This is a genomic window from Amycolatopsis echigonensis, from assembly GCF_014174495.1.
Taxonomy (GTDB): Bacteria; Actinomycetota; Actinomycetes; order Mycobacteriales; family Pseudonocardiaceae; genus Amycolatopsis; species Amycolatopsis echigonensis.
Genome location: NZ_JACJHR010000101.1, coordinates 1 through 25,343, shown reverse-complemented (window position 1 = coordinate 25,343; position 25,343 = coordinate 1). Strand labels below are relative to the sequence as shown.

General features: G+C 69.8%; 23 protein-coding genes. 16 read left to right on the top strand and 7 right to left on the bottom strand.

The window, feature by feature from the left end; all coding sequences use genetic code 11:
• Positions 1–13 precede the first annotated feature (13 nt).
• Positions 14–766 carry a DUF427 domain-containing protein gene (locus H5411_RS40395; protein ID WP_101438927.1) on the top strand — a complete coding sequence of 251 codons (753 nt, stop codon included), beginning with the start codon at positions 14–16 and terminating at the stop codon, positions 764–766.
• Here H5411_RS40395 and H5411_RS48690 read toward each other — a convergent pair whose 3' ends face one another.
• Both H5411_RS48690 and H5411_RS40385 read right to left on the bottom strand, forming a co-directional pair.
• Complete coding sequence (locus tag H5411_RS48690; RefSeq protein ID WP_101441215.1) at positions 767–3,286, bottom strand: MGDG synthase family glycosyltransferase; 2,520 nt, start codon at positions 3,284–3,286, stop codon at positions 767–769.
• 25 nt (positions 3,287–3,311) lie between these two features.
• Positions 3,312–4,295 (bottom strand): DMT family transporter, encoded by a 984-nt coding sequence (locus tag H5411_RS40385; RefSeq protein WP_244194812.1) that lies wholly within the window; start codon positions 4,293–4,295, stop codon positions 3,312–3,314.
• A gap of 98 nt (positions 4,296–4,393) precedes the next feature.
• Between H5411_RS40385 and H5411_RS40380 the strand changes: the two genes are divergently transcribed.
• A complete protein-coding gene (locus tag H5411_RS40380; RefSeq protein ID WP_101438925.1) occupies positions 4,394–5,059 on the top strand; it encodes a VC0807 family protein in 666 nt (221 codons plus the stop codon).
• On the top strand, positions 5,059–5,808 hold the full coding sequence (locus H5411_RS40375; RefSeq protein WP_167442048.1) for an SDR family NAD(P)-dependent oxidoreductase: 750 nt from the start codon (positions 5,059–5,061) through the stop codon (positions 5,806–5,808). Before H5411_RS40380 ends, H5411_RS40375 begins: the two co-directional genes overlap by 1 nt.
• Before the next feature lie 149 nt (positions 5,809–5,957).
• Here H5411_RS40375 and H5411_RS40370 read toward each other — a convergent pair whose 3' ends face one another.
• Positions 5,958–7,154 carry a PucR family transcriptional regulator gene (locus tag H5411_RS40370; RefSeq protein ID WP_101438923.1) on the bottom strand — a complete coding sequence of 399 codons (1,197 nt, stop codon included), beginning with the start codon at positions 7,152–7,154 and terminating at the stop codon, positions 5,958–5,960.
• Between the two features lie 150 nt (positions 7,155–7,304).
• On the opposite strand from H5411_RS40370, the gene hpnC reads away from it, so the two are divergent.
• The 7 genes from hpnC to hpnH are packed head-to-tail and all read left to right on the top strand — an operon-like array spanning position 7,305 to position 15,783.
• Positions 7,305–8,171, top strand: a complete 867-nt coding sequence (gene hpnC / locus H5411_RS40365; protein ID WP_208637481.1) for a squalene synthase HpnC — start codon at positions 7,305–7,307, stop codon at positions 8,169–8,171.
• Positions 8,168–9,037: a presqualene diphosphate synthase HpnD gene (gene hpnD, locus H5411_RS40360; protein WP_101438922.1), complete on the top strand. Its 870-nt coding sequence runs from the start codon at positions 8,168–8,170 to the stop codon at positions 9,035–9,037. The genes hpnC and hpnD overlap by 4 nt, the downstream gene beginning before the upstream one ends.
• On the top strand, positions 9,034–10,371 hold the full coding sequence (gene hpnE, locus H5411_RS40355; RefSeq protein ID WP_101438921.1) for a hydroxysqualene dehydroxylase HpnE: 1,338 nt from the start codon (positions 9,034–9,036) through the stop codon (positions 10,369–10,371). The genes hpnD and hpnE overlap by 4 nt, the downstream gene beginning before the upstream one ends.
• On the top strand, positions 10,368–11,408 hold the full coding sequence (locus H5411_RS40350; RefSeq protein WP_101438920.1) for a polyprenyl synthetase family protein: 1,041 nt from the start codon (positions 10,368–10,370) through the stop codon (positions 11,406–11,408). The genes hpnE and H5411_RS40350 overlap by 4 nt, the downstream gene beginning before the upstream one ends.
• Positions 11,408–13,312 (top strand): squalene--hopene cyclase, encoded by a 1,905-nt coding sequence (gene shc, locus H5411_RS40345; protein ID WP_101438919.1) that lies wholly within the window; start codon positions 11,408–11,410, stop codon positions 13,310–13,312. The genes H5411_RS40350 and shc overlap by 1 nt, the downstream gene beginning before the upstream one ends.
• Positions 13,309–14,778 carry a 4-hydroxy-3-methylbut-2-enyl diphosphate reductase gene (ispH, locus tag H5411_RS40340; RefSeq protein WP_183126874.1) on the top strand — a complete coding sequence of 490 codons (1,470 nt, stop codon included), beginning with the start codon at positions 13,309–13,311 and terminating at the stop codon, positions 14,776–14,778. The genes shc and ispH overlap by 4 nt, the downstream gene beginning before the upstream one ends.
• Before the next feature lie 3 nt (positions 14,779–14,781).
• Positions 14,782–15,783 carry an adenosyl-hopene transferase HpnH gene (gene hpnH / locus H5411_RS40335; RefSeq protein WP_101438917.1) on the top strand — a complete coding sequence of 334 codons (1,002 nt, stop codon included), beginning with the start codon at positions 14,782–14,784 and terminating at the stop codon, positions 15,781–15,783.
• Positions 15,784–15,955: 172 nt separating this feature from the next.
• Here the strand turns inward: hpnH and H5411_RS40330 are convergent, their stop codons facing one another.
• Together H5411_RS40330 and H5411_RS40325 are read right to left on the bottom strand one after the other, a co-directional pair.
• Positions 15,956–16,378, bottom strand: a complete 423-nt coding sequence (locus H5411_RS40330) for a PPOX class F420-dependent oxidoreductase (RefSeq protein WP_101438916.1) — start codon at positions 16,376–16,378, stop codon at positions 15,956–15,958.
• A complete protein-coding gene (locus tag H5411_RS40325) occupies positions 16,375–17,595 on the bottom strand; it encodes an MFS transporter (protein ID WP_101438915.1) in 1,221 nt (406 codons plus the stop codon). The genes H5411_RS40330 and H5411_RS40325 overlap by 4 nt, the downstream gene beginning before the upstream one ends.
• Before the next feature lie 84 nt (positions 17,596–17,679).
• Between H5411_RS40325 and H5411_RS48130 the strand changes: the two genes are divergently transcribed.
• From H5411_RS48130 to H5411_RS40310, 4 genes are all read left to right on the top strand, one after another.
• Positions 17,680–17,961, top strand: a complete 282-nt coding sequence (locus tag H5411_RS48130; protein ID WP_312878717.1) for a LysR family transcriptional regulator — start codon at positions 17,680–17,682, stop codon at positions 17,959–17,961.
• Entirely contained in the window at positions 17,873–18,613 is a 741-nt protein-coding gene (locus H5411_RS48125) for a LysR substrate-binding domain-containing protein (protein ID WP_312878716.1), read from the top strand. The genes H5411_RS48130 and H5411_RS48125 overlap by 89 nt, the downstream gene beginning before the upstream one ends.
• A gap of 520 nt (positions 18,614–19,133) precedes the next feature.
• Complete coding sequence (locus H5411_RS40315) at positions 19,134–19,652, top strand: lytic polysaccharide monooxygenase auxiliary activity family 9 protein (RefSeq protein ID WP_101438914.1); 519 nt, start codon at positions 19,134–19,136, stop codon at positions 19,650–19,652.
• A 189-nt stretch (positions 19,653–19,841) separates the two neighbouring features.
• Positions 19,842–21,014 (top strand): glycoside hydrolase family 64 protein, encoded by a 1,173-nt coding sequence (locus H5411_RS40310; protein ID WP_183126872.1) that lies wholly within the window; start codon positions 19,842–19,844, stop codon positions 21,012–21,014.
• A gap of 438 nt (positions 21,015–21,452) precedes the next feature.
• On the opposite strand, the gene H5411_RS40305 is transcribed toward H5411_RS40310, so the two are convergent.
• Positions 21,453–22,088, bottom strand: a complete 636-nt coding sequence (locus tag H5411_RS40305; RefSeq protein WP_183126870.1) for a TetR/AcrR family transcriptional regulator — start codon at positions 22,086–22,088, stop codon at positions 21,453–21,455.
• A gap of 80 nt (positions 22,089–22,168) precedes the next feature.
• On the opposite strand from H5411_RS40305, the gene H5411_RS40300 reads away from it, so the two are divergent.
• Positions 22,169–23,062 (top strand): NAD(P)H-binding protein, encoded by an 894-nt coding sequence (locus tag H5411_RS40300; RefSeq protein ID WP_183126868.1) that lies wholly within the window; start codon positions 22,169–22,171, stop codon positions 23,060–23,062.
• Between the two features lie 684 nt (positions 23,063–23,746).
• Here H5411_RS40300 and H5411_RS40295 read toward each other — a convergent pair.
• Positions 23,747–24,484: a TetR family transcriptional regulator gene (locus H5411_RS40295; protein WP_101438910.1), complete on the bottom strand. Its 738-nt coding sequence runs from the start codon at positions 24,482–24,484 to the stop codon at positions 23,747–23,749.
• Between the two features lie 86 nt (positions 24,485–24,570).
• Between H5411_RS40295 and H5411_RS40290 the strand changes: the two genes are divergently transcribed.
• Positions 24,571–25,026, top strand: a complete 456-nt coding sequence (locus H5411_RS40290) for a hypothetical protein (RefSeq protein ID WP_101438909.1) — start codon at positions 24,571–24,573, stop codon at positions 25,024–25,026.
• The last annotated feature ends 317 nt before the right edge of the window (positions 25,027–25,343 follow it).

Sequence of the window (25,343 nt, the reverse complement as noted above, 5' to 3'; positions counted from 1 at the left end):
GCGCGGCTGACCGATGACCGATTACCCAGCGGCAGCAGTCCAAACCGGACACGTCGAACCGGTCCCCCGGCGAGTGCGCGGAGTGCTCGCCGGGAAGACCATTGTGGACAGCACGCGGGCCCAATACGTGTGGGAATGGCCCTACTACCCGCAGTTCTACTTCCCGCTCGACGACGTTCTCTCCGGTGTGCTCACGCCGGAGGACGAGATCGACGGCCCGGCCCGACGCCACTCGCTGCGCGTCGGCGAGGTCGAAAAGCCTGCTGCCGCTTGGGTGCACGGCGACGGCGCGGTCCTGCCCGGACACGTCAAGTTCGCTTGGGACGCACTGGACGCCTGGTTCGAAGAGGACGAACAAGTTTTCGTCCACCCGCGCAATCCGTACACGCGGGTGGACGCTTTGCGCTCGACGCGGCACGTCCGCGTGCGGTTGAACGGGGTGACGCTGGCGGAATCGTCGTCGCCGGTGCTGCTGTTCGAAACCGGCCTCCCGACGCGGTATTACTTCAACCGCACCGAAGTCGATTTCACGCACCTCGTCGCCGAACCCGGCATGGCCACCGCCTGCCCGTACAAAGGCGAGACGTCCGGCTACTGGTCCGTCCGCATCGGCGACGTGCTGCACGAACACCTCGCGTGGACGTACGCCTACCCGACCGCGGCGGTCCAGCCCATCGCCGGACTGGTGGCGTTCTACAACGAGATGGTGGACATCGAGGTGGACGGCGAACTTCTGCCCCGCCCGCGCACGCACTTCTCCCAGTGACTACAACCGGCCGAACGCCTCCACGACCGCGGCCGCCAGCCGGTCCCCGCGCGCTTCTTGTCCGGCGGGCACGGTGATGCAGATGGTGAACCGGTCCGCCCACGTCATGATGCCGACCGCGACCGGAACACCGGGAGCCAGCGACAAGACCGGGTACACCGTGCGGACGAGCGCGCCATTGAGCACCACCGGCGACCGCGCGCCGGGCAGCACCGACGCGATGACGCTGAACCACGTGCCGCGGTAGACGAGCTTGGCCGCCCGGCGGTGCAGCGCCGGCGGAAGGATCCCGAGCACGCGCACGACCGCGTTGCCCGCGCGGGGCGCGCCGCGGTCGACTTGGCCGGACAGCATCCGGTCGGTCTTCCGCACCCGCTCCGTCAGCGACATCGCCCCGGTCGGCAGGTCCACGGACGCCGCGCCGGTGTGGTTGCCGAGCTGGCGGAAGGTCCCGGTGTCGCGGACCGACATCGGGATCAGCACCCGGAGCTGCTCCGGCGCGGTCGCGCCCAGTTCGCGGTGCAAGGCCTCGGCGACGAGCGCGAGCACGAGGTTGGTCGTCGGCACCCCCGCTCGCCGCGCTGCCTTCCGGACTTCGGGCGCGGACAGATGCGCCCGCGCGAAATGCCTCCGGGGGCTGTCGATCCGCTTGTCCCAGCGAACCCGGGGCGCGGCCCCGGCCCGCGCGAGGGCCCAGACCCCGCGAGCCAGCTCGGCGGCACCGCCGCGAGGCCCCGCGCCCCGAACCGGCTCCGCCGCACCGCCGCGAGCTCCAGCACCGGATCCGGACTTCGAACGAGCGAACTCGGCGGCGCCGGAACCATCGGCCGATCCCGGCGGCCGTTCAAGCCGGTGCCACCCCGGTCGCGCAAATCGCCCGAGCACCGCGCGCAACGGCCCAGCGACCCGCTCTCCCCACCCCCGCCGCCGAGGTGCCGCCGCGGGCACCAGCGGTTCCTTCCCCCGCGTCTGCCCCACCAGCGCGCTGATCACCGCGATCCCGTCGCTGGCCGCGTGGTGGAGCGCGATCAGCAACGCGCCCTGTTCCCCCTCGATCCCGGTCACCAGCCGCGCTCGCACCGGATGCTCCGGCGACACCGGGTCCGAGAAGAACGCGTCCATCTCCCGCGTCAACGCCTCGTCCAGCGGCGCGTCCGGGCCGACCCGCACCGACGTCAGCACCTCCGCCGACGTGCGCCCGGGATCCTCCTGCCACCGCGCCCGCCACAATCCGCTGCCGGGCAGCAACCGCGTCCGCAAGCCCGGCGTCGCCGCGAGCAAATGCTCGGCGTCCGCGCGGGTGACCGGCGTGCCGTCGGCCTTGGGATCGAACACCAAGACCGCGCCGACCTGCTGCGGCACCTCCGGGGTGGCCACGTGCACGAACAGCGCGTCCTCCGGGCGGAGCCGTTGCGTCGGCGGGTTCAACGGCGCGGACACAAGCGATTCCAGCGCCTCCTCCAGCGGGGTGGCCGTCTCGCAGTGCCGGGCGACCGCCTCCGCCATCTCCTTGAGCCGTTCCGGTTCGGCCAGCAGCCCGCGCACCGTCTCCGCAAGCTCACCGTCCTTTGTGGACACCAGAGCCAGCCCGGCGGCGGCCATCAGCCGGGCGTTGGCCTTGCCGTGCGCGGCGATCGGCTGATGCATCAGCACCGGCCGCCCGCACGCCAGCGCCTCCAGCGAGGTCGCCCCGCCCGCGTTCGTCACCACGACGTCCGCCGCGAGCGTGTACAGCTCCGGCCGGTCCGTCCACCCGACCACGCGCAACCGCGGTTCGTCCAGCGCCCGCAGCCGGGCGGCCACCGCGTCGTTGCGCCCGCAGATCGCGACCGGCACGACCGACGGGTCCGCCGCCAGCAATTCCCGCACCGTGGTCTCGATTTCGCCGAAACCCAGCGACCCGCACGAAACCAGGGGCACGAACGCGTCCGGCGGCAGCTCCAGCTCTTGGCGCGCGGCGGTCTGGTCCCCGGGCCGGAACACCGCGCGCACCGGCGGCGCGGACACCCCGACGTGCGCCGACGGCGACGAGCGCAGCGCGGGCGCGACCGCGACGTCGTGCATCACCATCGTGAGATCCGCCGCGCCGTAAACCCAGAACGGATGCGGCGCGAAGTCCGAAACCCACGCACCGATCGGCACGGACAGTTTTCCCTTGCGGCGCAGCCAGGCCAGCCCCGCCGTGCCCATCGGATACGTCGAGACGACCAGGTCCGGCGCGAATTCGGCGACCGGCTTGGCGAGCCGCCGCCCGCACCACGAGGCGGTGAACCAGCGGGACGCGGCGGCGAACCACGGAATCCGCCAGATCGCGGCGTAAAAGAACTCGTAAAGCCACGGGACGCTTTCCACGTTGGCGACGTAAATCCGCTGGAAAAGACCCTCGAAACCGGGGCCGAGCCGCTCCAGCGCGTTGATCCACCGCACGGTCGCGTCCGGCCAGCGCCGGCGTATCGCGTCCTCGAGCGCGCGCCCCGTGGCGTTGTGCCCCTGCCCCATGTTCGCGGACACGATCAGCACGCGCTCCAACGCTGCCCCCTTTTCGCTAGCAGGCGGTCCCGGCGAGACCGTATCCGTCGTCCGGGCCCGAATCAGGCCGTTCGCCCGATTCTTCCGATGCGGTTTCCTCTTCGGCGGGCGGCATTTCCGATTCCGCCGACAAATGCGACGCGCGCGTGGACAGCAGCGCGATCCCGACCACGATCACCAGCCCGGACAGCGCCTCGCCGAACAGCGCGAGCGGCCTCCCGTCGGCCGACTCGCCCATCCACGACAGCCCGATCGCGACGCCGACCAGCGGATCCAGCGCGGTGATGACCGCGAGCGCGGGCGTCAGGAACCGCCCCTGCTGGAACGTGTTCTGGCTGAGCAGGAAGCCGAGCGGCCCGACGACGCACACGAGGTACAGCGTCCAGTGCCGGAACGGCTCGTCGATCCCCAGCCGGAACTGGCCCGCGACCACCTTCATCAGACCGGCGGTGAGCCCGTACAGCACGCCGGTGGCGACGGCGAGCCCGAGCACCCGCCAAGATCCGGAATTCGTTGACGCGGCAACGACAAGCGAGGCCAGGGTCAGCACGGCGAGCGCGATGCCGAGCGGCAGCAGGGCGCCGCCGCTGACGAGCGTTTCGCTGTTGCCGCTCGGCCGCGCGATCACGAGGAACGCGGCGAGCCCGGCCACGCACAGCAACCCGCCGACACTCATCGTGCGGTCCGGGCGGCGGCGCTCCAGCCGCGCGGACGCCAGCCCGGCGAACATGAGCGACGTCACGAGCAGCGGCTGGACCAGCAGCAACGGCCCGAACGCGAGCGCCACGAGCTGCAGGAGGAGCCCCAGGATGGTGGCGGCGATGCCGATGAGCCACAATGGTCGTCCGACGAGCCGCTTGAAGAGCGTCAGGTCGAGCGGTTTGCCGGTTTCCACCTCTTTGGTCGCCCTGGCCTGCGCTGCGCTCGCGAGTCCCATGCACGCCGCGCCGGCCACGGCGGCGGGGACCGCGACGACCAGCGACATCCCCGTAACTGTCACGGACTCTTCACCTCACACCGTCCCCATCCGCCGTGCTTATGCTCGAACCTTGTCCGAGGCCGAGTCGCCCGGTTGGCACCGGAGGCAGCAGAACCCGCATGCGACACCCCCATACGATCGACCTCCCCTCGTTCCGCAACCTCGTGGTGGGCGGAGGCCGGCACCTGCTCGAATCGACGCTGGTCCCGGCCGGGCTCTTCTACCTCCTGCTGACCCTCGTGAGCTTCGACAGCGGGGTCATCGCCGCGCTCTGCTGGTCGGTCGCGGTGATCGGCACCCGGCTGGTGCTGCGCAAGAAGATCCCCGCGGTGCTGCTGCTGACCTCGGCTCTGCTGGTCGCGCGCACTGTGCTGGGCCTGGCCACCGGCAGCGCGTTCCTGTACTTCCTGCAGCCGACTCTACAGAATTTCCTCGTCGCGAGCCTGTTCCTGGTCTCCGCGCCGTTCAACAAACCGCTGCTCGCGCGGCTGGCCGGCGATTTCTGCGCATTCCCGGAAACGCTGTCCGGGCATCCCGGAATGCGCCGGTTCTTCCAGCGCGTGTCCGTGCTGTGGGGACTCGTCTTCGCGGTGAACGGCAGCGTGACGCTGCTGATGCTCGCGCGGGAAACGGTCGGCAGCTTCCTCATGGTGAGCACCGCGGGCTCGTATTCGGTGATCGGGCTGGCCATCGCCGGTTCGCTGTGGTGGTTCCGGCGTTCGCTGCGCTCGGCGGGAATCACGCTGCGCATGGGCCACCGCCCGGCCGCGCTGCCCGCTGCCTGATGGCCCGTACCGCCCTCGTCACCGGCGCGTCGTCGGGGATCGGCGCCGCCACCGCGCGCAAGCTCGCCCGTTCCGGCGTCCGGGTGCTGCTGCACGGACGGAACGAGGACCGGCTGGCCGCCCTCGCCGCGGAAACCGGCGGCACCGCGCTCGCCGCCGACCTCGCCCGCCCGGAAGCCGCGGCGGATCTCGCCGAACGCGCGCTGGCGATCACCGGATCGGTGGATCTGCTCGTCAACAACGCCGGGCTCGGCTGGGCCGGCCCCCTGCCCGAGCTGTCCGAGGACCAGCTGCGGCACCTGGTCGCGGTGAACCTGACCGCGCCGCTCGACCTGACCCGCGCGCTGCTGCCCGCGATGCTGAAGCGCGACCGCGGGCAGATCGTTTTCGTATCGTCGATCGCCGGACGCACCGGTGTCGCCGGAGAAGCGGTGTACGCCGCGACGAAGTCCGGTGTGGACGCCTTCGCCGACAGTCTCCGGTTCGAGGTGCACGGCACCGGAGTCACCGTCGGAATCGTAGTTCCCGGCGTGGTGCGCACAGAATTCTTCGAGCGCCGCGGCCGTCCGTACACCCGAGGCACGCCCCGGCCGGTCAGTGCCGAACGCGTGGCCGCCGCCGTGCTTCGCGCCGCCGCGCATCCGGGCGACTACTACGTGCCGCGCTGGCTGCGGATCCCCGTCGCGCTGCGCGGCACGGCACCCGGCCTGTACCGGGCGCTCGCGGCGCGCTTCGGCGCCGAAAGCTGACGGGTCCACGCACTCTCCTCCCCTGGTTCCCAGCGAGCGGCCGTACCGGCGAGAACCGGCATACCCGTTCGGGAGCCCCCTACTCATGCCCCGCTGCCGCACTCAACCTAGAGCGGCCACCCCGCTGCCGCATCAGGGAAATTCCCCGATCAGGCGGTTTCGTCCACTTCGCCGGGCGGGCCCCAGGCCAGCGCCAGCACCAGCGTCGCGCGCACGGCCGGATCGTCCAGCGACGGGCCGAACAGGTCGTGCAGACGGCCGAGCCGGTACGACACCGTCTGCGGATGGATGTGCAGATCCTCCGCGACCGCCTTGCGGTCCCCCAGATGCAGCAGCCACGACGTGAGCGTGGTGGACAGGCGTTCGCGCGAGGATTCGTTCAGCTCCTCAAGCGGCGCAAGGGCTTGTCTTCTCAGCACGTCGAGCAGCCGGTCGTCGCGGTGCACGATGATCGCGTCGAGGTGCTCGTCGGCGAACACCGGATCGTCGCTGAGCAGATGGTCGCGGCGCAGGCGCGCGGTCACCTCGGCGATGCGCAGGCTGGCCGGGAGCCGGTCCAGCGGCACCGTCGCGCCGACCACCGCGCCGCCGCCGCGCAGCGCGCGAGCCAGCCACGCGCGCCTGCCCGGACCGCCCGGGTCCGGCACGATCGCCACGACCACGCCGGGCCGGTGCAGCCGCAGGCAGCTGTCTTCGAGGCGGAACACCAACTCCCGGCCCAGTTCGTTGTCGTCCTCCACCAGCACGACCGCGGCGTGCTTCGGCAGCCGCCAGTCCGCGCGCGCCGCGGCGGCGCGCACCGCGGCCTTGTCCGCGCGGTCGGACAGCAGCAGCGCGGTCAGTTCGTCGCGCAGCCGCTCCCGCGCGCGTACCGCGTCCGACTGCTCCTGCAGGTAACCACGCAGTGACGATTCGGAAAGCTGGTCCACCAGAGCGAACACGGTGGTGGCGAGCGAGGCGAACAGCTCGGCGGGCACGTCGAGATCGAGGGCGGCTTCCGAAACGTGCCGCCACGCCACGCGCGCGCCCACCCGGTAAGCCGACAGCAGGCTCGTGACGCGGCGGCCTTGCTGGTATTGCGCCCGCCCGATTTCCTCGAACACCGCCTGCTCGACCCCGGACCCCAGTTCCAGCAGCCGTTCTTCGGGTTCGGCGGCCATGTCGATCAGCCGCCGGACGAACCCCGCGCTGGCGGTGACGAGGTCGGCCAGCTCTTCGGTCAGGAATTCCGCGTAGTCCGGATGCTCGTCCGCGAGCTGGTCGCGGACCTCGTTGAGCATCGCGGGCAGCCGGCGGGTCAGCACCCTCTCCAGTTCGTCAAGCCGGGTCACCTGATCTGGTCCCATGTGTCCGGGAGTCCTTCCGTCGCAGGCCGCGGTCTCGGGTCGCCTCGGAACATCCTGTCCCCACTTTGGCCCCTCGTGCCAAGTCGAAGCCAGCGAAATTCGCTTTCCGGCGGCAGAAGCCGCCCGTCCGGGGGCGCGACACTGGCGGGGATGAGATCAGCCTCGGGTGTCCGTCACGCTCCGGATACGTCCGGCCTGCGAGAGAAACGGCGCGCGGAAAACTTCCCGGTGGCCCTGCGGGTGCTGCCGGAAAGGCTGCGCGCCGACCTGGTCGCGGTCTATGCCGTCGCGCGCACTGTGGACGATCTGGGCGACGAGGCCGAGGGCGACCGGACCGCGCAGCTCAAGGCCTTCTCGGCCGAAGTGTCCGCGGCGTTCGGCAACGGGGAACCGACAGATCCCGCTGTCCGTGGACTTCTTCCCGCGATCCGGGCCGGACGGCTGACCGAGGAACCGTTCCAGCGGCTGGTCGAAGCCAACATCCAAGACCAGCGGGTGCACCGCTATCCGCTCTTCGCGGACTTGCTGGCGTACTGCCGGCTTTCCGCCGACCCGGTCGGCCGCATCGTGCTCGACCTGCTCGGGGTGCGCGACCCGGCCGCGGCCGAGCTGTCCGACCGGATCTGCACCGGGCTCCAGCTGGTGGAGCACTGGCAGGACGTCGGCGAGGACTACCGCAACGGGCGCGTGTACCTGCCGCAGGAGGATCTCGCCGAGTTCGGCGTCGCCGAGGAGGAATTGGGCGCCGCGCACGCGTCGCCCCGGATGAAAGCGCTGATGCGGTGGGAAACCGGCCGCGCCGCCGCCCTGCTGGGCGACGGCGCGGACTTGCTCGGGCACCTGTCCGGCTGGGGCCGGTTCGCGGTGAGCGGCTTCCTCGCCGGCGGGCTCGCGACGGTCGACGCGTTGCGCGCGAGCGGCGGCGACGTGCTGTCCGCGCCGGTCCGGCCGAGCCGGGCCGGACTGCTGAGTTGGCTGGGGTGGCTGCAAGTCGGCACGAGGAGGCGGTCCGGATGACGACAGTGAGCACAGTGGACGAGGCCTACGCGCACTGCGCGGCGGTCACCAAGGAACAAGCGCGCAACTTCTACTACGGAATCCGGTTGCTGCCGCCGGACAAACGTGCGGCGTTGTGCGCGGTGTACGCGCTGGCCCGGATCATCGACGACATCGGCGACGACACCGCGGCGTCCGCCGAGACCAAGCTGCAAGGGCTCGCCGGGGTGCGGAAAGCGCTGGGCGACCTGTCCGCGGCCACCGATCCGGTGTACGTCGCGGTCGCCGACGCGGCGCGCCGGTACCCGATTCCGCTGGGCGCGTTCGAGGAACTGCTCGACGGCGTCGAGATGGACGTGACCGGCCGCGAGTACGTGCGGTTCGACGAACTGGTCGAGTACTGCCGGTGCGTGGCGGGTTCGGTCGGGCGGCTGTGCCTCGGCGTGTTCGGCAGCCGTCCGGAGCCGAACGCGCCGGTGTACGCCGACGAGCTGGGAATCGCCTTGCAGCAGACGAACATCCTGCGCGACATCCGCGAGGACCTGCTGAGCGGCCGGGTGTATCTGCCCAAAGAGGACCTCGACCGGTTCGGCGTCGAACTGTCCGTCGGGCCGGACGGGAAGCTGGCCGACCCTGAAGGCGGGCTCACCGCCCTGATCCACGACAGCGCCGCGCGCGCTCGCGACTGGTACTCCCGCGGCCTTCGCCTCGTGCCCTCTTTGGACGGTCGCAGCGCCGCCTGCTGCACCGCGATGTCGGGCATCTACCGCACCCTGCTGGACCGGATCGACGAACAGCCCGCGCGCGTGTTCGACCGGCGGCTTTCCTTGTCCGGCCGGGAAAAGGCGGTGGTGGCGTTCCGGGCGCTCACCGGGATCGGCCGATGACCGCCCCGGTCGCGGTGGTCGGCGGCGGGCTCGCGGGCATCGCCGCCGCGCTCGCCTGCGCCGACGCCGGGCGGCCGGTGACGCTGTTCGAGGCGCGGCCGCATCTGGGCGGGCTGACGCATTCGTTCGCTCGCGGCGAGCTGCGGGTCGACAATGGACAGCACGTGTTCCTCCGCTGCTGCACCGCTTATCGCGCGCTGCTCGACCGGCTCGGCGTCGCGGACCGGGTGACTCTGCAGCCCCGGCTGGAGATTCCGATCCGGCTGCCGGGCGCGGCCGGGCCGACCTGGCTGCGGCGCGACGACCTGCCCGCGCCGCTGCACCTGGCCGGCTCGCTGCTGCGCTACGACCCGCTGCGCCCGCTCGACCGCGCCCGGTTCGCGATGGCCGCGCTCGCGTTGCGCCGGGTCGACCCGAAGTCCGACCGCACGGATCGCCAGTCCTTCGGGGAATGGCTGCGCCGGCACGGGCAGAGCGCGGCGGCGATCGAAGCGTTGTGGGATTTGGTCGGCGTGGCAACGCTGAACGCGACGGCCGACGACGCGTCGCTCAGTCTCGCCGCGACAGTGTTCCAGGAAGGGCTGCTCACCGATCCGGCCGCGGCCGACATCGGATGGTCGCTGGTGCCGTTGCGGGAACTGCACGGCGACCCCGCGCGGGAGCGGCTGATCGAGGCCGGCGCGGAGGTCCGGGTCGGCACGAAGGTGCGCGCGATCAGCGAAGGCTGGCGGGTCACCACCGACCGCGGCGAGGAGGAGTTCGGCCAGGTCGTCCTCGCCACTCCCCCGCCGGTCACCGAGCAGCTCGCGCCCACCGGGGCGATCGGGCTGCCGCCGGGCTGGTCCGGCGGGCTCGGCAGCTCGCCGATCGTGAACGTGCACGTGGTGCTCGACCGGAAGGTTCTCGACGAACCGTTCGTCGCGGGCGTGCGCACCCCGGTGCAGTGGGTGTTCGACCGAACGCGACAGTCCGGTTTGGACTCCGGGCAGTACCTCGCGATGTCGCTGTCCGCTGCGGACGCGCAGATCGACCTCCCCACCGCGAAACTGCGCGAGCAGCTGCTGCCCGAACTGCTGACTCTGCTGCCCGAGGCGCGCGGCGCCCGGGTGCTCGACTTTTTCGTCACGCGCGAGCGGCACGCGACGTTCCGGCCCGGTCCCGGGACCGCCTCGCTGCGCCCGCCCGCGCGCACCGCCCTGCCCGGGCTGTACCTGGCGGGCGCGTGGACCGCGACCGGATGGCCCGCGACGATGGAAGGTGCCGCGCGCAGTGGCGCAACTGCGGCGGCTGCCCTTCTTCAGCACAACGGTAAGAGGGAGGGAGTCGGAGCATGACCGCCGATGTATTTTCCGCCGCGAAGACGACAACCGTGCGTTCCGCGGTGCCGCCGGTGCTCGGCAGCGCCCGCGACGTCGTGCAACCAGCGTTGCGCGCCGCCGTCGACCGCCTGGACGACACCAGCCGCGCGATCAGCGCCTACCACCTCGGCTGGACCGACCCGAACGGCGTGCCGGTGCAAGGCAACGGCGGCAAGGCCGTGCGTTCGGCGCTCGCCGTCGTCTCCGCGCAGGCCGCGGGCGCGCCGGTGGAAGTCGGCGTGCCCGGTGCCGTCGCGGTGGAACTGGTGCACAATTTCTCGCTCGTCCACGACGATCTGATGGACGGCGACACAGAGCGCCGGCATCGGCCGACGGTGTGGGCGCTGTATGGGTCCGCGAGCGCCATCCTGACCGGGGACGCGATGCTCGCGCTCGCGCAGGAAGTGGTGCTGGACAGCGGTTCCCCGCACGCGGTCTCCGCCGGCCGGCTGCTCACCGAGACCACGCGACGGCTCATCCACGGCCAGTTCCTGGATGTCGCGTTCGAGCAGCGCGACGACGTCAGGCTCACCGAATGCGTGACGATGGCCGCCGGGAAAACCGGTGCGCTGCTGTCCGCGAGCGCCGCGATCGGGGCAGTGCTGGCCGGTGCGCCCGCCGAGGTGGTCGACGCGCTGGCGGTCTTCGGCGAGGAGATCGGCCTGGCGTTCCAGCTCGTCGACGACGTGCTCGGCATCTGGGGCGACCCGGCGGTCACCGGGAAATCGGTGTACTCCGACCTCCGGGCGCGCAAGAAGTCGCTGCCGATCACCTACGCGACCACGCATGGCGGCGCGGCGGGCCGGCGTTTGGCGGAATGGCTCGCCGGGGACGACGACACCGACCTCGCGCGGATCGCCGCGCTGGTGGACGACGCGGGCGGCCGCGAGTGGGCGACCGCGGAAGCGGCGCGGCACGTCGCCACCGCCGAGCAAGCGCTGGCCGTCATCCCGCCGGGCCCGCGCGCCGACCTCGTTTCGATCGCCCGTTTCATCGCCGGAAGGGAAGCGTGATGACCCAGACCGTCCCCCGCACCTCCGCGCCCGCCGCTCGCACCGCCGCCGACACCGTCGCCGCGGCCGTCGAGTTCCTGCGCCGTGAGCAGGACCGCGCCGGATGGTGGAAGGGCGAACTCGCCACCAACGTCACGATGGACGCCGAAGACCTGCTGCTGCGGCATTTCCTCGGAATCCTCACCCCGCAGATCGCCGAAGAGTCCGCGCGCTGGATCCGCTCGCAGCAGCGCGGCGACGGCACCTGGGCGAACTTCCCGGACGGCCCGGCCGACCTGTCCACCACGGTCGAGGCGTGGGTCGCGCTCCGGCTGGCCGGCGATCCGGCGGACGCGCCGTGGCTGTCCTCGGCCGCGGAGTGGATCCGCGGGCACGGCGGGATCGAGGCGACCCGGGTGTTCACCCGGATCTGGCTCGCGCTGGTCGGCCAGTGGTCGTGGGACGAGCTGCCGAGCCTGCCGCCGGAGCTGATCTTCCTGCCGTCGTGGTTCCCGCTCAACGTCTACGACTTCGCCTGCTGGGCGCGGCAGACCATCGTGCCGCTGACCATCGTCGGCACGTTCCGCCCGGTGCGGAAGCTGCCCTTCGACGTCTCCGAACTGCGCACCGGCAAGCGACCGCCGAAGACGCGTGCGCCGTGGACCTGGGACGGTGTGTTCCAGAATCTCGACACCGCGCTGCACGCCTACGCGAAACTGCCGCTCAACCCGGTGCGCAAGCTCGCGATGAAGCAGGCCGCGGAGTGGATTCTGGCGCGGCAGGAGGCCGACGGTTCGTGGGGCGGGATCCAGCCGCCGTGGGTGTACTCGATCCTCGCGCTGCACCTGCTCGGCTATCCGCTCGACCATCCCGCGCTCAAGGCCGGGATCGCCGGGCTCGACGGGTTCACCATCCGCGAGAAGACCGACCAGGGCTGGGTGCGGCGGCTCGAAGCGTGCCAGTCGCCGGTGTGGGACACCGCGCTGGCAATGACCGCGCTGCTCGACGCGGGCGTCTCCCCCGGCGACGAAACCCTGGTCCGCGCCGCGGAGTGGATGCTGGGCGAGGAAATCCGGGTGCCGGGCGACTGGGCGGTGCGGCGGCCCTCGCTGCAGCCGGGCGGCTTCGCGTTCGAATTCGCCAACGACGGCTACCCGGACACCGACGACACCGCCGAGGTGGTGCTCGCGCTGCGGCGGATGGGCAAACCGGACCACCTGCGGATCCGGGAGGCGGTCGACCGGAGCGTCGCGTGGCTGGAGGGGATGCAGTCCAGCGACGGTGGATGGGGTGCCTTCGACGCGGACAACACGCAGGTGCTGACCACCCGCCTGCCGTTCTGCGATTTCGGCGCGGTGATCGACCCGCCGTCGGCGGACGTGACCGCGCACGTGGTCGAAATGCTGGCCGCGGAGGGGAAATCCGGCTCTCGCGAATGCCGTCGGGGAGTGCGGTGGCTGCTGGACAACCAGGAGGAAGACGGCTCGTGGTTCGGCCGATGGGGCGCGAACTACGTGTACGGCACGGGCGCGGTGGTGCCCGCGCTGGTCGCGGCCGGGATTCCGGCGGCGGACCGGCGGATCCGGCACGCGGTGAAGTGGCTGGCCGAGCACCAGAACGAGGACGGCGGATGGGGCGAGGACCTGCGCTCCTACGACGACCGGGCGTGGGCCGGACGCGGTGATTCGACGCCGTCGCAGACCGCGTGGGCGTTGCTGGCGCTGCTCGCCGCCGGAGAACGGGAGTCCGAAGCGGTCGCCCGAGGCGTCGAGTGGCTGTGCGAACGCCAGCGTCCGGACGGCGGCTGGGACGAGGACAAGCACACCGGAACCGGGTTCCCTGGCGACTTCTACCTGTCGTATCACCTGTATCGCGTGGTGTTCCCGCTGTCCGCGCTCGGCCGGTATCTCCGGGGCGGGTCATGACCCCGATCGTCTGCACCCCGTTGCGGATCGAACAGGCCGCGGTGCGCGGCCCCGGTCCGCGGACGGTCCACACCGGACTCGGGCCTCGCCGGGCCGCCGCCGCTGCGGCCCGGCTCCCGTCCGGACCTCGGATCGTCGCGGGGGTCGGCGGAGGGCTCACCCCGGAGGTACGGCCGGGGGACCTGGTGGTCGCCACCGAGGTGCGCGGTCCTTCCGGCGTAGTGCCGGTGCCGTCCGCGCCGTTGCTGGCAGGTGCGTTGCGGGGTCTCGGGCTCACTGTCCATCTCGGACCGGTCGTCGGCAGTTCGCACGTGGTACGCGAGCGGGAACGGGCTTCGCTGGCTTCGAGCGGTGCGCTGGCGGTCGACATGGAGTCCGCGTGGCTTGCCGCGAGCGGTGAGCCGTTCGCCGTGGTTCGGGCCATTGTGGACACTGTCGGCGAGCCGCTGCTGCATCCCTCGACTGTCTCCAATGGACTCGCTGGGCTGCGGAGTCTGCGCCGGGCCGCTCCCGCGCTCACCGCGTGGGCCGAAGCCGTGCGGCCGCGCATGGTTCTGCTGGCCAGTCCGCGTTCGTTCTGCGCCGGGGTGGAGCGAGCGATCGAGATTGTCGAGCGAGCGCTGGAGAAGCACGGCGCACCGGTGTACGTGCGTCGGCAGATCGTGCACAACACTCATGTCGTGCACCGGTTGCAGGAGCGCGGTGCGGTGTTCGTGGACGAGGTGGAGGAAGTTCCGGAAGGCGCGACGCTCGTGTTCGCCGCCCACGGCGTCTCCCCGGCGGTTCGGCGTGCCGCGGCGGATCGCGGGCTGTCCGTAGTGGACGCGACCTGTCCGCTGGTCACCAAGGTGCACAACGAAGTCCGCCGTTACACCGGTCGCGGCGAGACAGTGTTCCTCATTGGACACGCCGAGCACGAGGAAGTCGAAGGCACCGTCGGGGAAGCGCCCGACGACGTGGTGGTCGTCGGCGATGTCGCGGCCGCCCGGACGGTCACCGTGCGCGACCCGGCGCGCACCGCCTACACCATGCAAACCACGCTGGCGCTTGACGAAGCCGAGGAAATCGCGTCCGTGCTCCGCGAACGGTTTCCCGGGCTTTCCGCACCGCGCAAGGACGACATCTGTTACGCCACCACCAACCGGCAGCAGGCTTTGCGCGCGATCGCCCGCGAAGTGGATCTGGTGCTGGTGGTCGGTTCCGGGAATTCGTCCAACTCGCGCCGGCTGGTGGAAGTCTCCGAACGCGAGGGAACCCCGGCAGTGCTGGTGGACGGCTGCGGCGACGTCGACCTGCGCCTGCTCGCCGGGGCCGGGCGGATCGGGCTCACCGCGGGAGCGTCGGCGCCGCCGCATCTGGTGACCGAAACAGTCGAGGCCCTGCGCGGATTGGGGCCGGTCAGCGTCGCGGAAAACACGCTGACGGAGGAAGAAATGACGTTCACCCTACCTCGGGAGGTGCTCTGAGCGATGGCCATGCCGTTGCGCCAGTCTCTTCGACTGGGCGGTTATCTCATGAAGCAGAAGCTGTTGCGCAAGGAGAAATTCCCGCTCCTGGTCGAGCTGGAACCGCTGTTCGCGTGCAATCTCAAATGCGGCGGCTGCGGCAAGATCGCGCAGCCGCACACCCTGCTGAAACAGCGGATGCCGGTGGAGCAGGCGGTCGGGGCGATCGAGGAGAGCGGCGCGCCGATGGTGTCCATCGCGGGCGGCGAACCGTTGATGCACCCGCAGATCGACGAGATCACCCGGCAGCTGCTCGCCCGCAACAAGATCATTTTCCTCTGCACCAACGCGCTGCTGCTGCCCAAGCACATCCACAAGTTCAAGCCGCACCGCAATTTCGCGTGGATGGTGCACATCGACGGCCTCGAAGAACGGCACGACGCGTCAGTGCGCAAGGAGGGCGGTTTCCAGGCGGCGGTCGACGCGATCAAGCTCGCCAAGGAAAAAGGCTTCCGCGTCATGACGAACACGACGTTCTTCACCGGGGACACCCCGCAGGACGTCATCGACGTGCTCGACTACCTCAACGACCTCGGCGTCGACAACATGCAGATCTCGCCGGGGTACGCGTACGAGAAGGCGCCGGACCAGGACCACTGGCTCGGCGTGCAGCAGACCCGCGAACTGTTCTCCAAGGCCTTCGGCGGCGGCAACCGGAAACGCTGGCGGCTCAACCATTCGCCGGTGTTCCTCGATTTCCTCGAGGGCAAACGCGACCTGGAATGCACCCCGTGGGGCATCCCGTCCTATTCGCTGCTCGGCTGGCAGCGCCCGTGTTACCTGCTGGACGACGGCTACGCGAAGACCTACCAGGAACTCATCGAAACCACCGAATGGGAGAACTTCGGCCGCGGCAAGGACCCGCGCTGCTCGAACTGCATGGCCCACTGCGGCTACGAACCCACCGCGGTGATCGCGACGCTCGGCTCGCTCAAGGAATCCGTCCGGGCCGCCGTCGGACACTGACCTCCGCCGGCCGTGAGGGGAACCTTTGCTCAGGGTTCCCCTCACGGCCGTTTGCTGTCGGTGCTCGCCGTGCCGTGGTCACTGGTCGCCGACACTGCGGCGCGGGCCCATGCCCTGGTGCAGCGGTGGCCTAACTCGGCGAGTACCGGGGCACGGCTGCAGTGAGACAGTCTCAGCCGAGTCCAGATTGGGCGATGACCTTCGCGATGCTGATCCGCACCGCGGTGAATCCACCGTGGACGAACGATTCAGCAAGGTCCACTGCGGACTGACCGGCGTAATAACGCTCGGCGATCCCCGCCGCGACGCGTCTGATCTGGTCCGGTTCGGCAGAAATTCGTGCCTGTCCTTCCACGGTCACGAAGGCGTACGGCTGGTGCCCGTCGCTGATGCAGACGGCGACGCGCCCATCTCGCGCAAGGCTTTTGCCTTTGACGCTTCCCGGTGACAGAGCGAAGGCGAGTTCGTCTCCGTCGAGGACGAAACAGATCGGGGTGACGTGGGGACGTCCGTCGGCCCGGGTGATAGCTAGATGAGCAAGCCTGGTTCCCTCAGTGAGGAAGGCGTGCCATTCGCTGTCGGTCATGGTCGTCATCGGTGTGTTCCCTTCTCGGTTAACTGACCAGCCTGTCGCTCACGAAGTCGTCCAGCGACGGCTTTCTGGGCGAGGAAAAGCAGAATTCCGGCAGCGAAAGCCGCTATGCCCAGCCAAGTTCGGCCCGCCTGCTGCAACAACGCCGTGCCGGCCACCGGACCGAGCACCGCGCCAAGGCTCCACGCGCTCGACGCGACGCCCAGGTATCCGCTGCGGAGATCGGGCGGTGCGAGGGCAGCGAACGTCGCACCGAACTGGACCGCGAACCCGATCTGTCCAAGGCTGATAACGAGGACCGCGACGGCATAACCAGCAATGCTCGACGTCACGGCGGCAAGACCGCCGCCAAGACCGACCAGCAACATCGAAGCAGCGAGCACAGTCCCACGGTCGCGATTCGCCAAGACCGCGACAGCCAAGGGTTGCAGGACAACAATGGCGAACCCATTGAGCGCGAGCACGCTGCCATAGGCGGCGGAACTGAACTGCTGCGCGGTCATCAACAACGGCAATGTCGCGAAAGCCAGCATCAGCACCGTAAAGCAGCCGACGTGAATCAGCGTCATAGTGATCATCAGACGGTCCGTTCGCAACACGGGCAGCAGCGCGCGTCGATCGTGGTTCGCGGCTGAACGGGTCTCGGGCACCGCAGCCACCACGATCAACGCCGCTGCCAGCATCGCGACTGCGTTCAGCCAGAACAGCAGCCCGTAACCGCGGCTCGCCAACACCCCGGCAACCGTCGCGGCGACGGCATATCCGAGATTCGCCGCCCAATAAAGAAGGCTGTACGCCCGCACTCGCTGGTCCGGAGGAAGGTCCGCCACCGCCGCCGAGCCCGCCGGACGGAAGAGCCCGGCAGCGAGGCCGTAGCCCACTGCCGTCACCCAGATTCCCGCAATCGTTTCGGCGGAACCCAAGGCGGCCAACGCGATTGCTGTCCCGAGAAACCCGAGGAGCATCGTCCTCCGCCGCCCGATCCGGTCCCCGAGCCAGCCACCGAGCAGTTGCGACGCGAAGTCGCCGATGCCCACCGCTGCCACCACGGCACCGGCCGCCGTCGGGGTCATCCGCTGTTCCTGCGTCAGGTACAGCACCAACATCGGCTGCACGAACGAGCCGCCCCGGGCGACGAGGTGGCACGCACCGAGCGCCCACGCGAGCGACGGCAGCCCGCGAACGGGAGTTCTCTCCGCGGTGATCGTTGCGACTTTCATGGCAACGACGCTAGGAGCGCGCAGAGATTAAGAAAAGCGATTGTTTATGATCGAATCCATCGTTGTTCGTAATATACTCGCCTCATGGCCGACTTCGACCTGCGGCACCTGACGACGATGCTCGCGATCGCCGAGGAGGGAACGTTCTCCCGGGCGGCGAACCGGCTCGGCTACACGCAGTCGAGCGTGAGCCAGCACATCGCGGCGCTGGAACGCACCCTCGGCGGCGCGGTGTTCGACCGGCCGGGCGGTCCGCGTCCCGTGCGGATCACCCCCCGTGGGCGCGGTGGTGCTCGAACACGGCCGTGCGGTGCTGGCGCAAGCCGAGGCGCTGGGCCAGGCGGTCGACCGCTTCAAAGCCGGTGAAGGCCGCGTCGACGTCGGCACCCTGCAAAGCGTCTCCCACGCGATTCTGCCGACCGTGCTGCGCCTCCTCCGCGAGGAGCACCCGCGCTGCGACATCCGCCTTTCGGAACCCGACGAGCCTCGGCTGGGCGAACTCGACCTGCTGTTCTACGACGGCCTGATCAGCGACGAAACGGAACGCGTCCTGCTGATGGAGGACCCCTACCTGCTAGTCGCGCCTCCCGGCGACCTGCCCGAGGGGCCGGTGTCCGCCCGAAAACTCGACGGCAAACCCATGGTGGCCTGGCCGTCGAGCTGCGACCAGCCCAGGCTGGAGCGGTCGCTGGCGGACGCCGGCGCGCGCCCGCGCATCGTGTTCCGGTCCGCGGGCAGCGAAACGATCTTGTCGATGGTGCGCGCCGGAATGGGTCTCGCCGTCCTGCCCTGGCTGGCGATCCACCAGGTCGTCTGCCGCGATTGCGGCGCGATCCACGGACCCGAGGGCTGGCCGGATCTACGGGTGCACGACCTCGATCCCACCCCGGCGCGCGCGATCTACCTGCACTGGCCGCCCGGCCGCGGCGACGAGTCCCCGCTCGCGGCGCGGACCATCGAGGTGGCTGTCGAGGTGGCGCGGGAGCTGGCTCAGCAGGCTCCGGCGACCCGGAGCTGACCGTGCCGGCGGGCTGCCCGCTCCCGCCGAATGGCCGCGGCTTTCCTCGTCGAACGCACTAAAGCCGAACCGCCTAGTGCAGCATTACTGGCCGGATCCGTTCAACCCTCCGGAAGTCGGGAATTGCGAAGACCGGGCAGAATCGCTGCACCGGATTACCCTGCTCGACCGCTTTCCGTGCGTCCTCGCAGTTTCGCACCATCCACTGTAGACAGTCCAGGGCGGACGAAATCACGCTCAGTGCCCGCAATCCGCGTTTCGCCACCCGTCCGGCGCAATCCGAGGAATCCCGCCCGGCAAGAACCACAAGCGACAGTGTCCTTGCCTGACAACGTTGACGGATAACCGCGCCCCGCCTTTCTTTGCCAGCTGTTGACCTTTCCTGAGCCTCGGGCGTATGGTCTAGACCAAGAAGCCCACCCCTTCGCTCCACCCCTCGTGCGGGCCGGCTCCCGGAAAGCCGGTGCGTCGCTTTGTCGTACCCGCACCGGGAAACGAGCATTCCCCGAAGGAGCTGCCCATGAAAGCGAACCGGAAACTCGTCGCCGCCGCGGTCGGCACGGCGATCGCGCCGGTGCTCGTGCTGCTCAGCCCGGCGGGCATCGCCAGCGCGCACGGATACGTCAACGCGCCGGCGAGCAGGCAGGCCCAATGCGCGCAGGGAACGGTTTCCTGCGGACAGATCAAGTACGAACCGCAGAGCGTCGAAGGGCCGAAGGGGCTGCACAGCTGCGATGGCGGCAACGCGCAGTTCGCCGAACTGAACGACAACAACAAGGGCTGGAAGGCTACGCCGGTCGGTTCCTCGGTGGCCTTCACGTGGAAGTTCACCGCCCGGCACCGCACCTCCAATTACGAATACTGGATCGGCAACGACAAGATCGCCACGGTGGACGGCGGCGGCCAGCAGCCCCCGGAGACGGTCACCCACAACGTGGATCTCAAGGGGCACACCGGAAGGCAGACGGTGCTCGCCGTCTGGAACATCGCGGACACCGCAAACGCGTTCTACGCCTGCATCGACCTGCAGGTGAGCTGACCGAACAGTCCACACCAGACAGCGAGGCACGGGCCGTGGCGGCGGCCCGTGTCTCCGCGCGCGTCCAGAGACAAAACGCCGGGAATGACAAAACCAGCCAATTTCCCCCGCACGCGTTGACCCGGTTTCCCGTCCGTGGCTAGCGTGCCGGTCACCGGAAAAGGGCACGACTCCAGGAGGCGGTTTTCCTTGATTTCCCGGCGGGCATTCCTCGGCGCATCCGCGGCAGCCGCGACATTTCCACTCTGGAACTCCGCGTTAGCCTCCGCGACCACCCCCGACACCGCGAAGGTCGCTTTCGACGACCAGTCCGGCGCGGGCCAGACGTACGCGTACATCACCGGCACGACACTGGACAACCGGCTCGTCATCCTGAAAGCCGATGGCACGCCTTACTATCCGCCGTCCCCGGGCAGCGACCACACCCCGCTCGCCGAGGACTGCGCGATCCCGCTGAAGTCGCTTTCCCAGGTCACCGTCCCGAAAATGTACGCGGCCCGGATCTATGTCGCACTGGACAGCAAACTGGACTTTTTCGTCAACCAGGGCCCGGCCCTCGTGCACCCGAGCTTCCTCGCCGCCGACGACCCGAACTACAACCGGAACTGGTCGTTCTGCGAATTCACCTTCAACAACGACGTGCTGTTCGCGAACATCAGCTACGTCGACTTCGTCGCGATCCCGCTCGGCCTGCACCTCACCACGACCGGCTCCGGCGACCAGACCGTCCCCGGCCTGCCCGCCCGCTCGCTCGACCCGATCTGCGACGCACTCAACGCCCAGGGCGGCAAATGGGGCACACTGATCGAAACCGGCGGCGACGGAAAGCCGCTTCGCGCGTTGTCCGCGCATTACCGCGCCGACCAATTCGGCGGATACCTCGACGGCTACATCAACGAGGTATGGCAGAAATACACCAGTGAAACGCTCACCGTCGACACCCAGGTGCCCGGCCTGGGCGCGTTCACCGGCAAGGTCGGCGCGGACGGCGTGCTCGCCTTCAACAACGGCGAACGCTTCGACAAACCCGCCACGCCGGACGTGTGGAGTTGCGACAGCGGACCGTTCGCCATCAAACAAGGCGACAGCGACGCACGCAAAGCAATCATCCCCCGGCTGGCGGCGGCTCTGAACCGCACCACTCTGCGCGACAACCCGAAGCAGCCGACCGGCGAGGATCCGGCGAAGTTCTACCAGAACCCGGAGACCAACCACTACGCCCGGATCGTGCACAGCAAACTGCCGGACAATCGCGGTTACGCCTTTCCGTACGACGACGTCTCCCCCGGCCCCGATTTCAGCGGCGCCGTCCAAGCGGGCGACCCGGACACGCTCACCATCACGGTCAACGCCTTGCGCTGACCCGCAACACGGTGCCGCGGTCCTTTTCGGACCGCGGCACCGTCACGCGGCGTTGGGATCAGCCCGCAATTCGACGTCCGGCAGTGCGCTCCGCAGCTCCGAAGAATGCGGACATCGCCGCGAACGTCCCGCGTGCCTTTCAATTTCACCGCCGCGAAGCCGCCCTCCGCGACCACCCTCGTCGCGTGTTCAGCAAACCCTGCGCGAGTTCCTTCCCTTCCGCACCGGTTGCGTCGGCGCGCCTACCCCAGATAGCCATGGAAAAACGGGGCCAGGTGCTGTCGCCGGTGAAAAGCTTCGAGCGCGTCTCGCCCCAGCCCTCGGCCCCGGTGTCCGTGCGCAGCCGCACCACCGTGCGAGTTTCGCCGGTCCGGGTCTCGGACCAGCTGGTAAACGGATTCGTCAACGGCGGATTCGCGAGCTACACGTCGGCGATCTTCATGCTCGCTGTCCCAAGGTCGCCGAAACAACCTTCCGAATCGGTTCCAGGGCGACGTTTTCCACCGCCGCCTCAGTCCCGGGCATGTCCTCGATCGCCGGCTCGACCTTCAGCAGCACCCGAAACACCCGCGGCAACACCGTCCGCCCGGCCAAATCCTCCGCGAGCGCTGCCGCCTCCGGACCGTCCATTTGGTACTGCGCAGCCAGATACCCGGCGAGCCGCGAGTACATCACCGCGAACATCGCGTCGTAGTACGCCTTCGCACTGTCCGGCAACCGCTCGGCGGCCGAGATGCAGAGCCGGCACGTCTGCGCCTGAGACTCCCAGGTCAGCAACTGCTGGAACCGTCCGCAGAACAGCGCGACCGCCTCGACCGGGTCGTCCGCGTAGGCGTCCGGGGTCATCAGCTTGCCGAGGTACAGCTCGCGGACCAGGTCGAGCACCGCGAGGAACAGCTTGTCCTTGCTCTCGAAGTGCACGTACAGCGACCGCTTGGACGTCCCCGCGCTGGCCGCGACCGCGTCCATCGACGCGCGCTCGAACCCGGTTTCGAGGAACACGTTCTTCGCCGCCAGCAGGATGTGCTGGCGCAACTCCGCACCCCGCAGCTGCGAACCGCCTTCACGCGCCATCCTTGCCTCCGCCAAAAGTAAACGGTACGGTGGAGTTTACTTCCTGCTCCACCTCTTCGACAGTCTCCTGGAGTGCCCGCATGATCGTCGTCACCGCCCCCACCGGGAACATCGGCAGCCGCGTTCTCGCCGAGATCGCCGACGGCTCGCGTCCTGTCCGCGCGATCGTCCGCAATCCCGCGAAACTGCCCGCTGACCTGCGTGAACGTATCGAAGTCCACCCCGGTTCGCACAGCGATCCCGCAGTACTCGCCCGAGCCTTCGACGGCGCGGACACCGTATTCTGGCTAGTCCCGCCCGACCGGCAAGCCGCGAGCGCCGACGAGGCCTACTCCGGCTTCGCCCGCCCCGCCGTCGAGGCAATCCGCACCCACGGCGTCCGCCGAGTGGTGTCGGTCAGCGCACTGGGCCGCGGCACCGCTGTCGCCGAACAGGCCGGACATGTCACCGCCACCCTGGCCATGGACGACCTCATCGCCGACACCGGCGTCGCCTTCCGAGCATTGGCGAATCCGACCTTTATGGACAATCTGCTGCGCCAAACGTCGGTGATCAAAGAACAAGGCACGTTCTACGACGTCCTGCCCCCGGATTACGCCGCCCCGACCGTCTGCACGCGAGACATCGCCGCGGTCGCTTCCCGGCTCTTGCTCAATCCTTCGTGGACTGGCCGCGAAGAGGTCCCCGTGCTCGGCCCGGAAGACCTGTCGCCGAACCAGGAAGCCGAGATCGTGAGCGAAGTGCTGGGGATTTCGGTGAAGTACCAGCAAATCCCGGTCTCCGCACTGGGGGCGCAGGTTCGCGCGAACGGACTTTCCGAGGCGATGGCACAGTCCATGATGGACATGGCGACGGCGAAGCTGAACCATTTGGACGAGGGCGTTGTGCGCACTCCGCAGCATGCCGTGGAAACTCCGACGACTTTCCGGCAATGGTGCGCGGAAGTCCTCAAGCCCGCGGTGGACAAGGCCTGATCCGGGCGGGAGCACGCTTCGGCGCTCACCGCTCGACGATGCCCCCCTCGGCCACACCCGTGCCCGGCGGACGGACGCGCCCATTCTCCGAACGGGCCGCCGTCTCGCCGGGCAACCGCCCCCCCACCGCAGCACGCTCGAAGCACCTACCCCCAGACCGGGACAATACCCACCTCGGTGCACTCCCGTCGTTGCCCGCGCACGAGGAACCCAATTCCAGAATTCGGTCACCACTGCCGCGATCAGGCCGCAAGCCCACAGCTGCGGCATCCGAGATCAACCAACCGACGCGGGACGGCGACGACAAGAGCCCGCGAGCAGCAGACCGCCGTCAAGCCCGCCTGCGACACCACGCCTGCAACCAGGCCACCGCGCAGCGCTTCGCCCGCACCCACCGATCCGCACGCGGCCCCACTCCCCGACCGGGATCGCCGCCTCCGGCACCCCCTCGCCGAGCAGCCCAGCGCACCCACCGATCCGCGCGCGACCCATTCCCTGACCAGGTCGGCGTATTCGGCACCGCCTTGCCGAGCAGCCCAGCGCACCCACCGATCCGCACGCGGCCCCACTCCCCGACCGGGATCGCCGCCTCCGGCACCGCCCCGCCGAGGAGGCCAGCGCGTCCGGCCTTCATCCGCCCACCAGTGGCACTCAGTGCACTTCACTTGCCGAACGGCAAGCGCCTCACCGAGACTCGGCCTCGCGCAGCGCGGCGCCGATCCGGGTCACGACCTCGTGCAACGGCGTCGCCGTGCTGAGCACCGCCACCACCGTGCCCGGCTCCGCCTCCGCTGAGGGCTTCCCGCCGGTCGTCCGGAACGCGTCCGCGACCAGGGTGAACGCCTCCGTCGCCGCGGCCTCGATGTCTTCCCTGCCGCCGCTGCGCAGCCAGCGTCGCAGGACGTGGTTGTTGGCCGCCGCGATGGCTGCAGCGGCTACCGCGGCGCGGAGAGTCGCGGCCTCGTCCCCGGCGGCGGCGAAGCGGTCCTGGAGGTAGCGGGCGAGGACGCGCTGGTAGCGGTCGACCGTCGCGACTTCCTTGTCGCGCAACGACGGCACTGTCCGGGTGAGGGTGAACCGCTTGAGCGAGACGTCCAGCTCCGCGGCGTAGGACTCCAGCACGAGCGACACCGCCGCGGTCGCCACCTCGATCGGGTCGCGCGCCGGGTCGGCGGTCTCGAACACCTGCTCCATCTCGGCGACGATCTCGTCGTGGTTGGCGAAGAGGACGTCGTCCTTGCTGTCGAAGTACCGGAAAAACGTCCGCCGCCCGACACCCGCCGCCGCGGCGATGTCGTCGATGGTCGTCGCCTCGTACCCGTTGGCGGCGAAGAGATCCACGGCCGCCGTCGCGAGCGCACGACGCAACTGCCGCCGCCCGGCAGGCGTGGCCCCGACCCGGGTGCGCGGCGTCTCCGTCATTCCCGGAACGGTAGCAGCCTGGCTTGCTAGTGGCACTGAGTGCCGTTAGCATGGAGGGCACCCCATGCGAGCGGAAGGCGTCGACGATGACTCTCGACCAGCAAGTGCGGCCCGACCAGCACACCGGCCCAGACCCGGCGGACGCGTATTACGGCGGGGTGTTCGGCTGGTCCGTCCGACGGCAAGGCGCGCGCCTGTTCCTGGCCCTGGAAAACGGTCTGTGCGCGGTGACGCTGCCGAAACTCACCTCGGGCCCGGTGCGCCACCACCTGTCCGCCCTCGGCTGCGAAGGCCCTTCCCTGATCCTCCCGACCCAGCACGGCCCCCGCCTGGCAATCCTCGCCGAGACCGACGGCGAACTCCTCCTGCGCGGCTCCCTGCCCGCAGACGTAACCGTCCTGGACAGCGGCGCGCTCCTCCCCCTGCCGACCGGTCAGCAAGCCCCCGGACTGGGTCCGGAATGGCTGACCGCGCCGGACCCGAGGCACCGCTGGTTGCCGAGCGTGAGCGCCGTCCTGGCCGGAGTGCGCCAGCGCCCCTGACTCCCGCTCTCGCATGGGCCTCGGTTGCCGCGAGGCCCGAGACTCTCCCGCCTTGCGGCCATTTCCCTGCACGGACACCGATTCCACTTCGCCGCATTTCGGATTCCGCGAGGGGTCTCTTCACGTGCTCTGAGGAGTCCCCCACGGCCCGCCGCCGTTCGTGAGGGGCCCCTTCACGGACTTAGATTCCCTCAAGGAGCCCTTCACGGACCGGCCCCGTCGCCGCCACGCACCCGATGCGGCGTTCGGTGCGTCGCATGCACCCGTGCCACATCGAGGTTTTCTCAGTAGTGCGCGGGGCCGTCCTCTCCGACAGG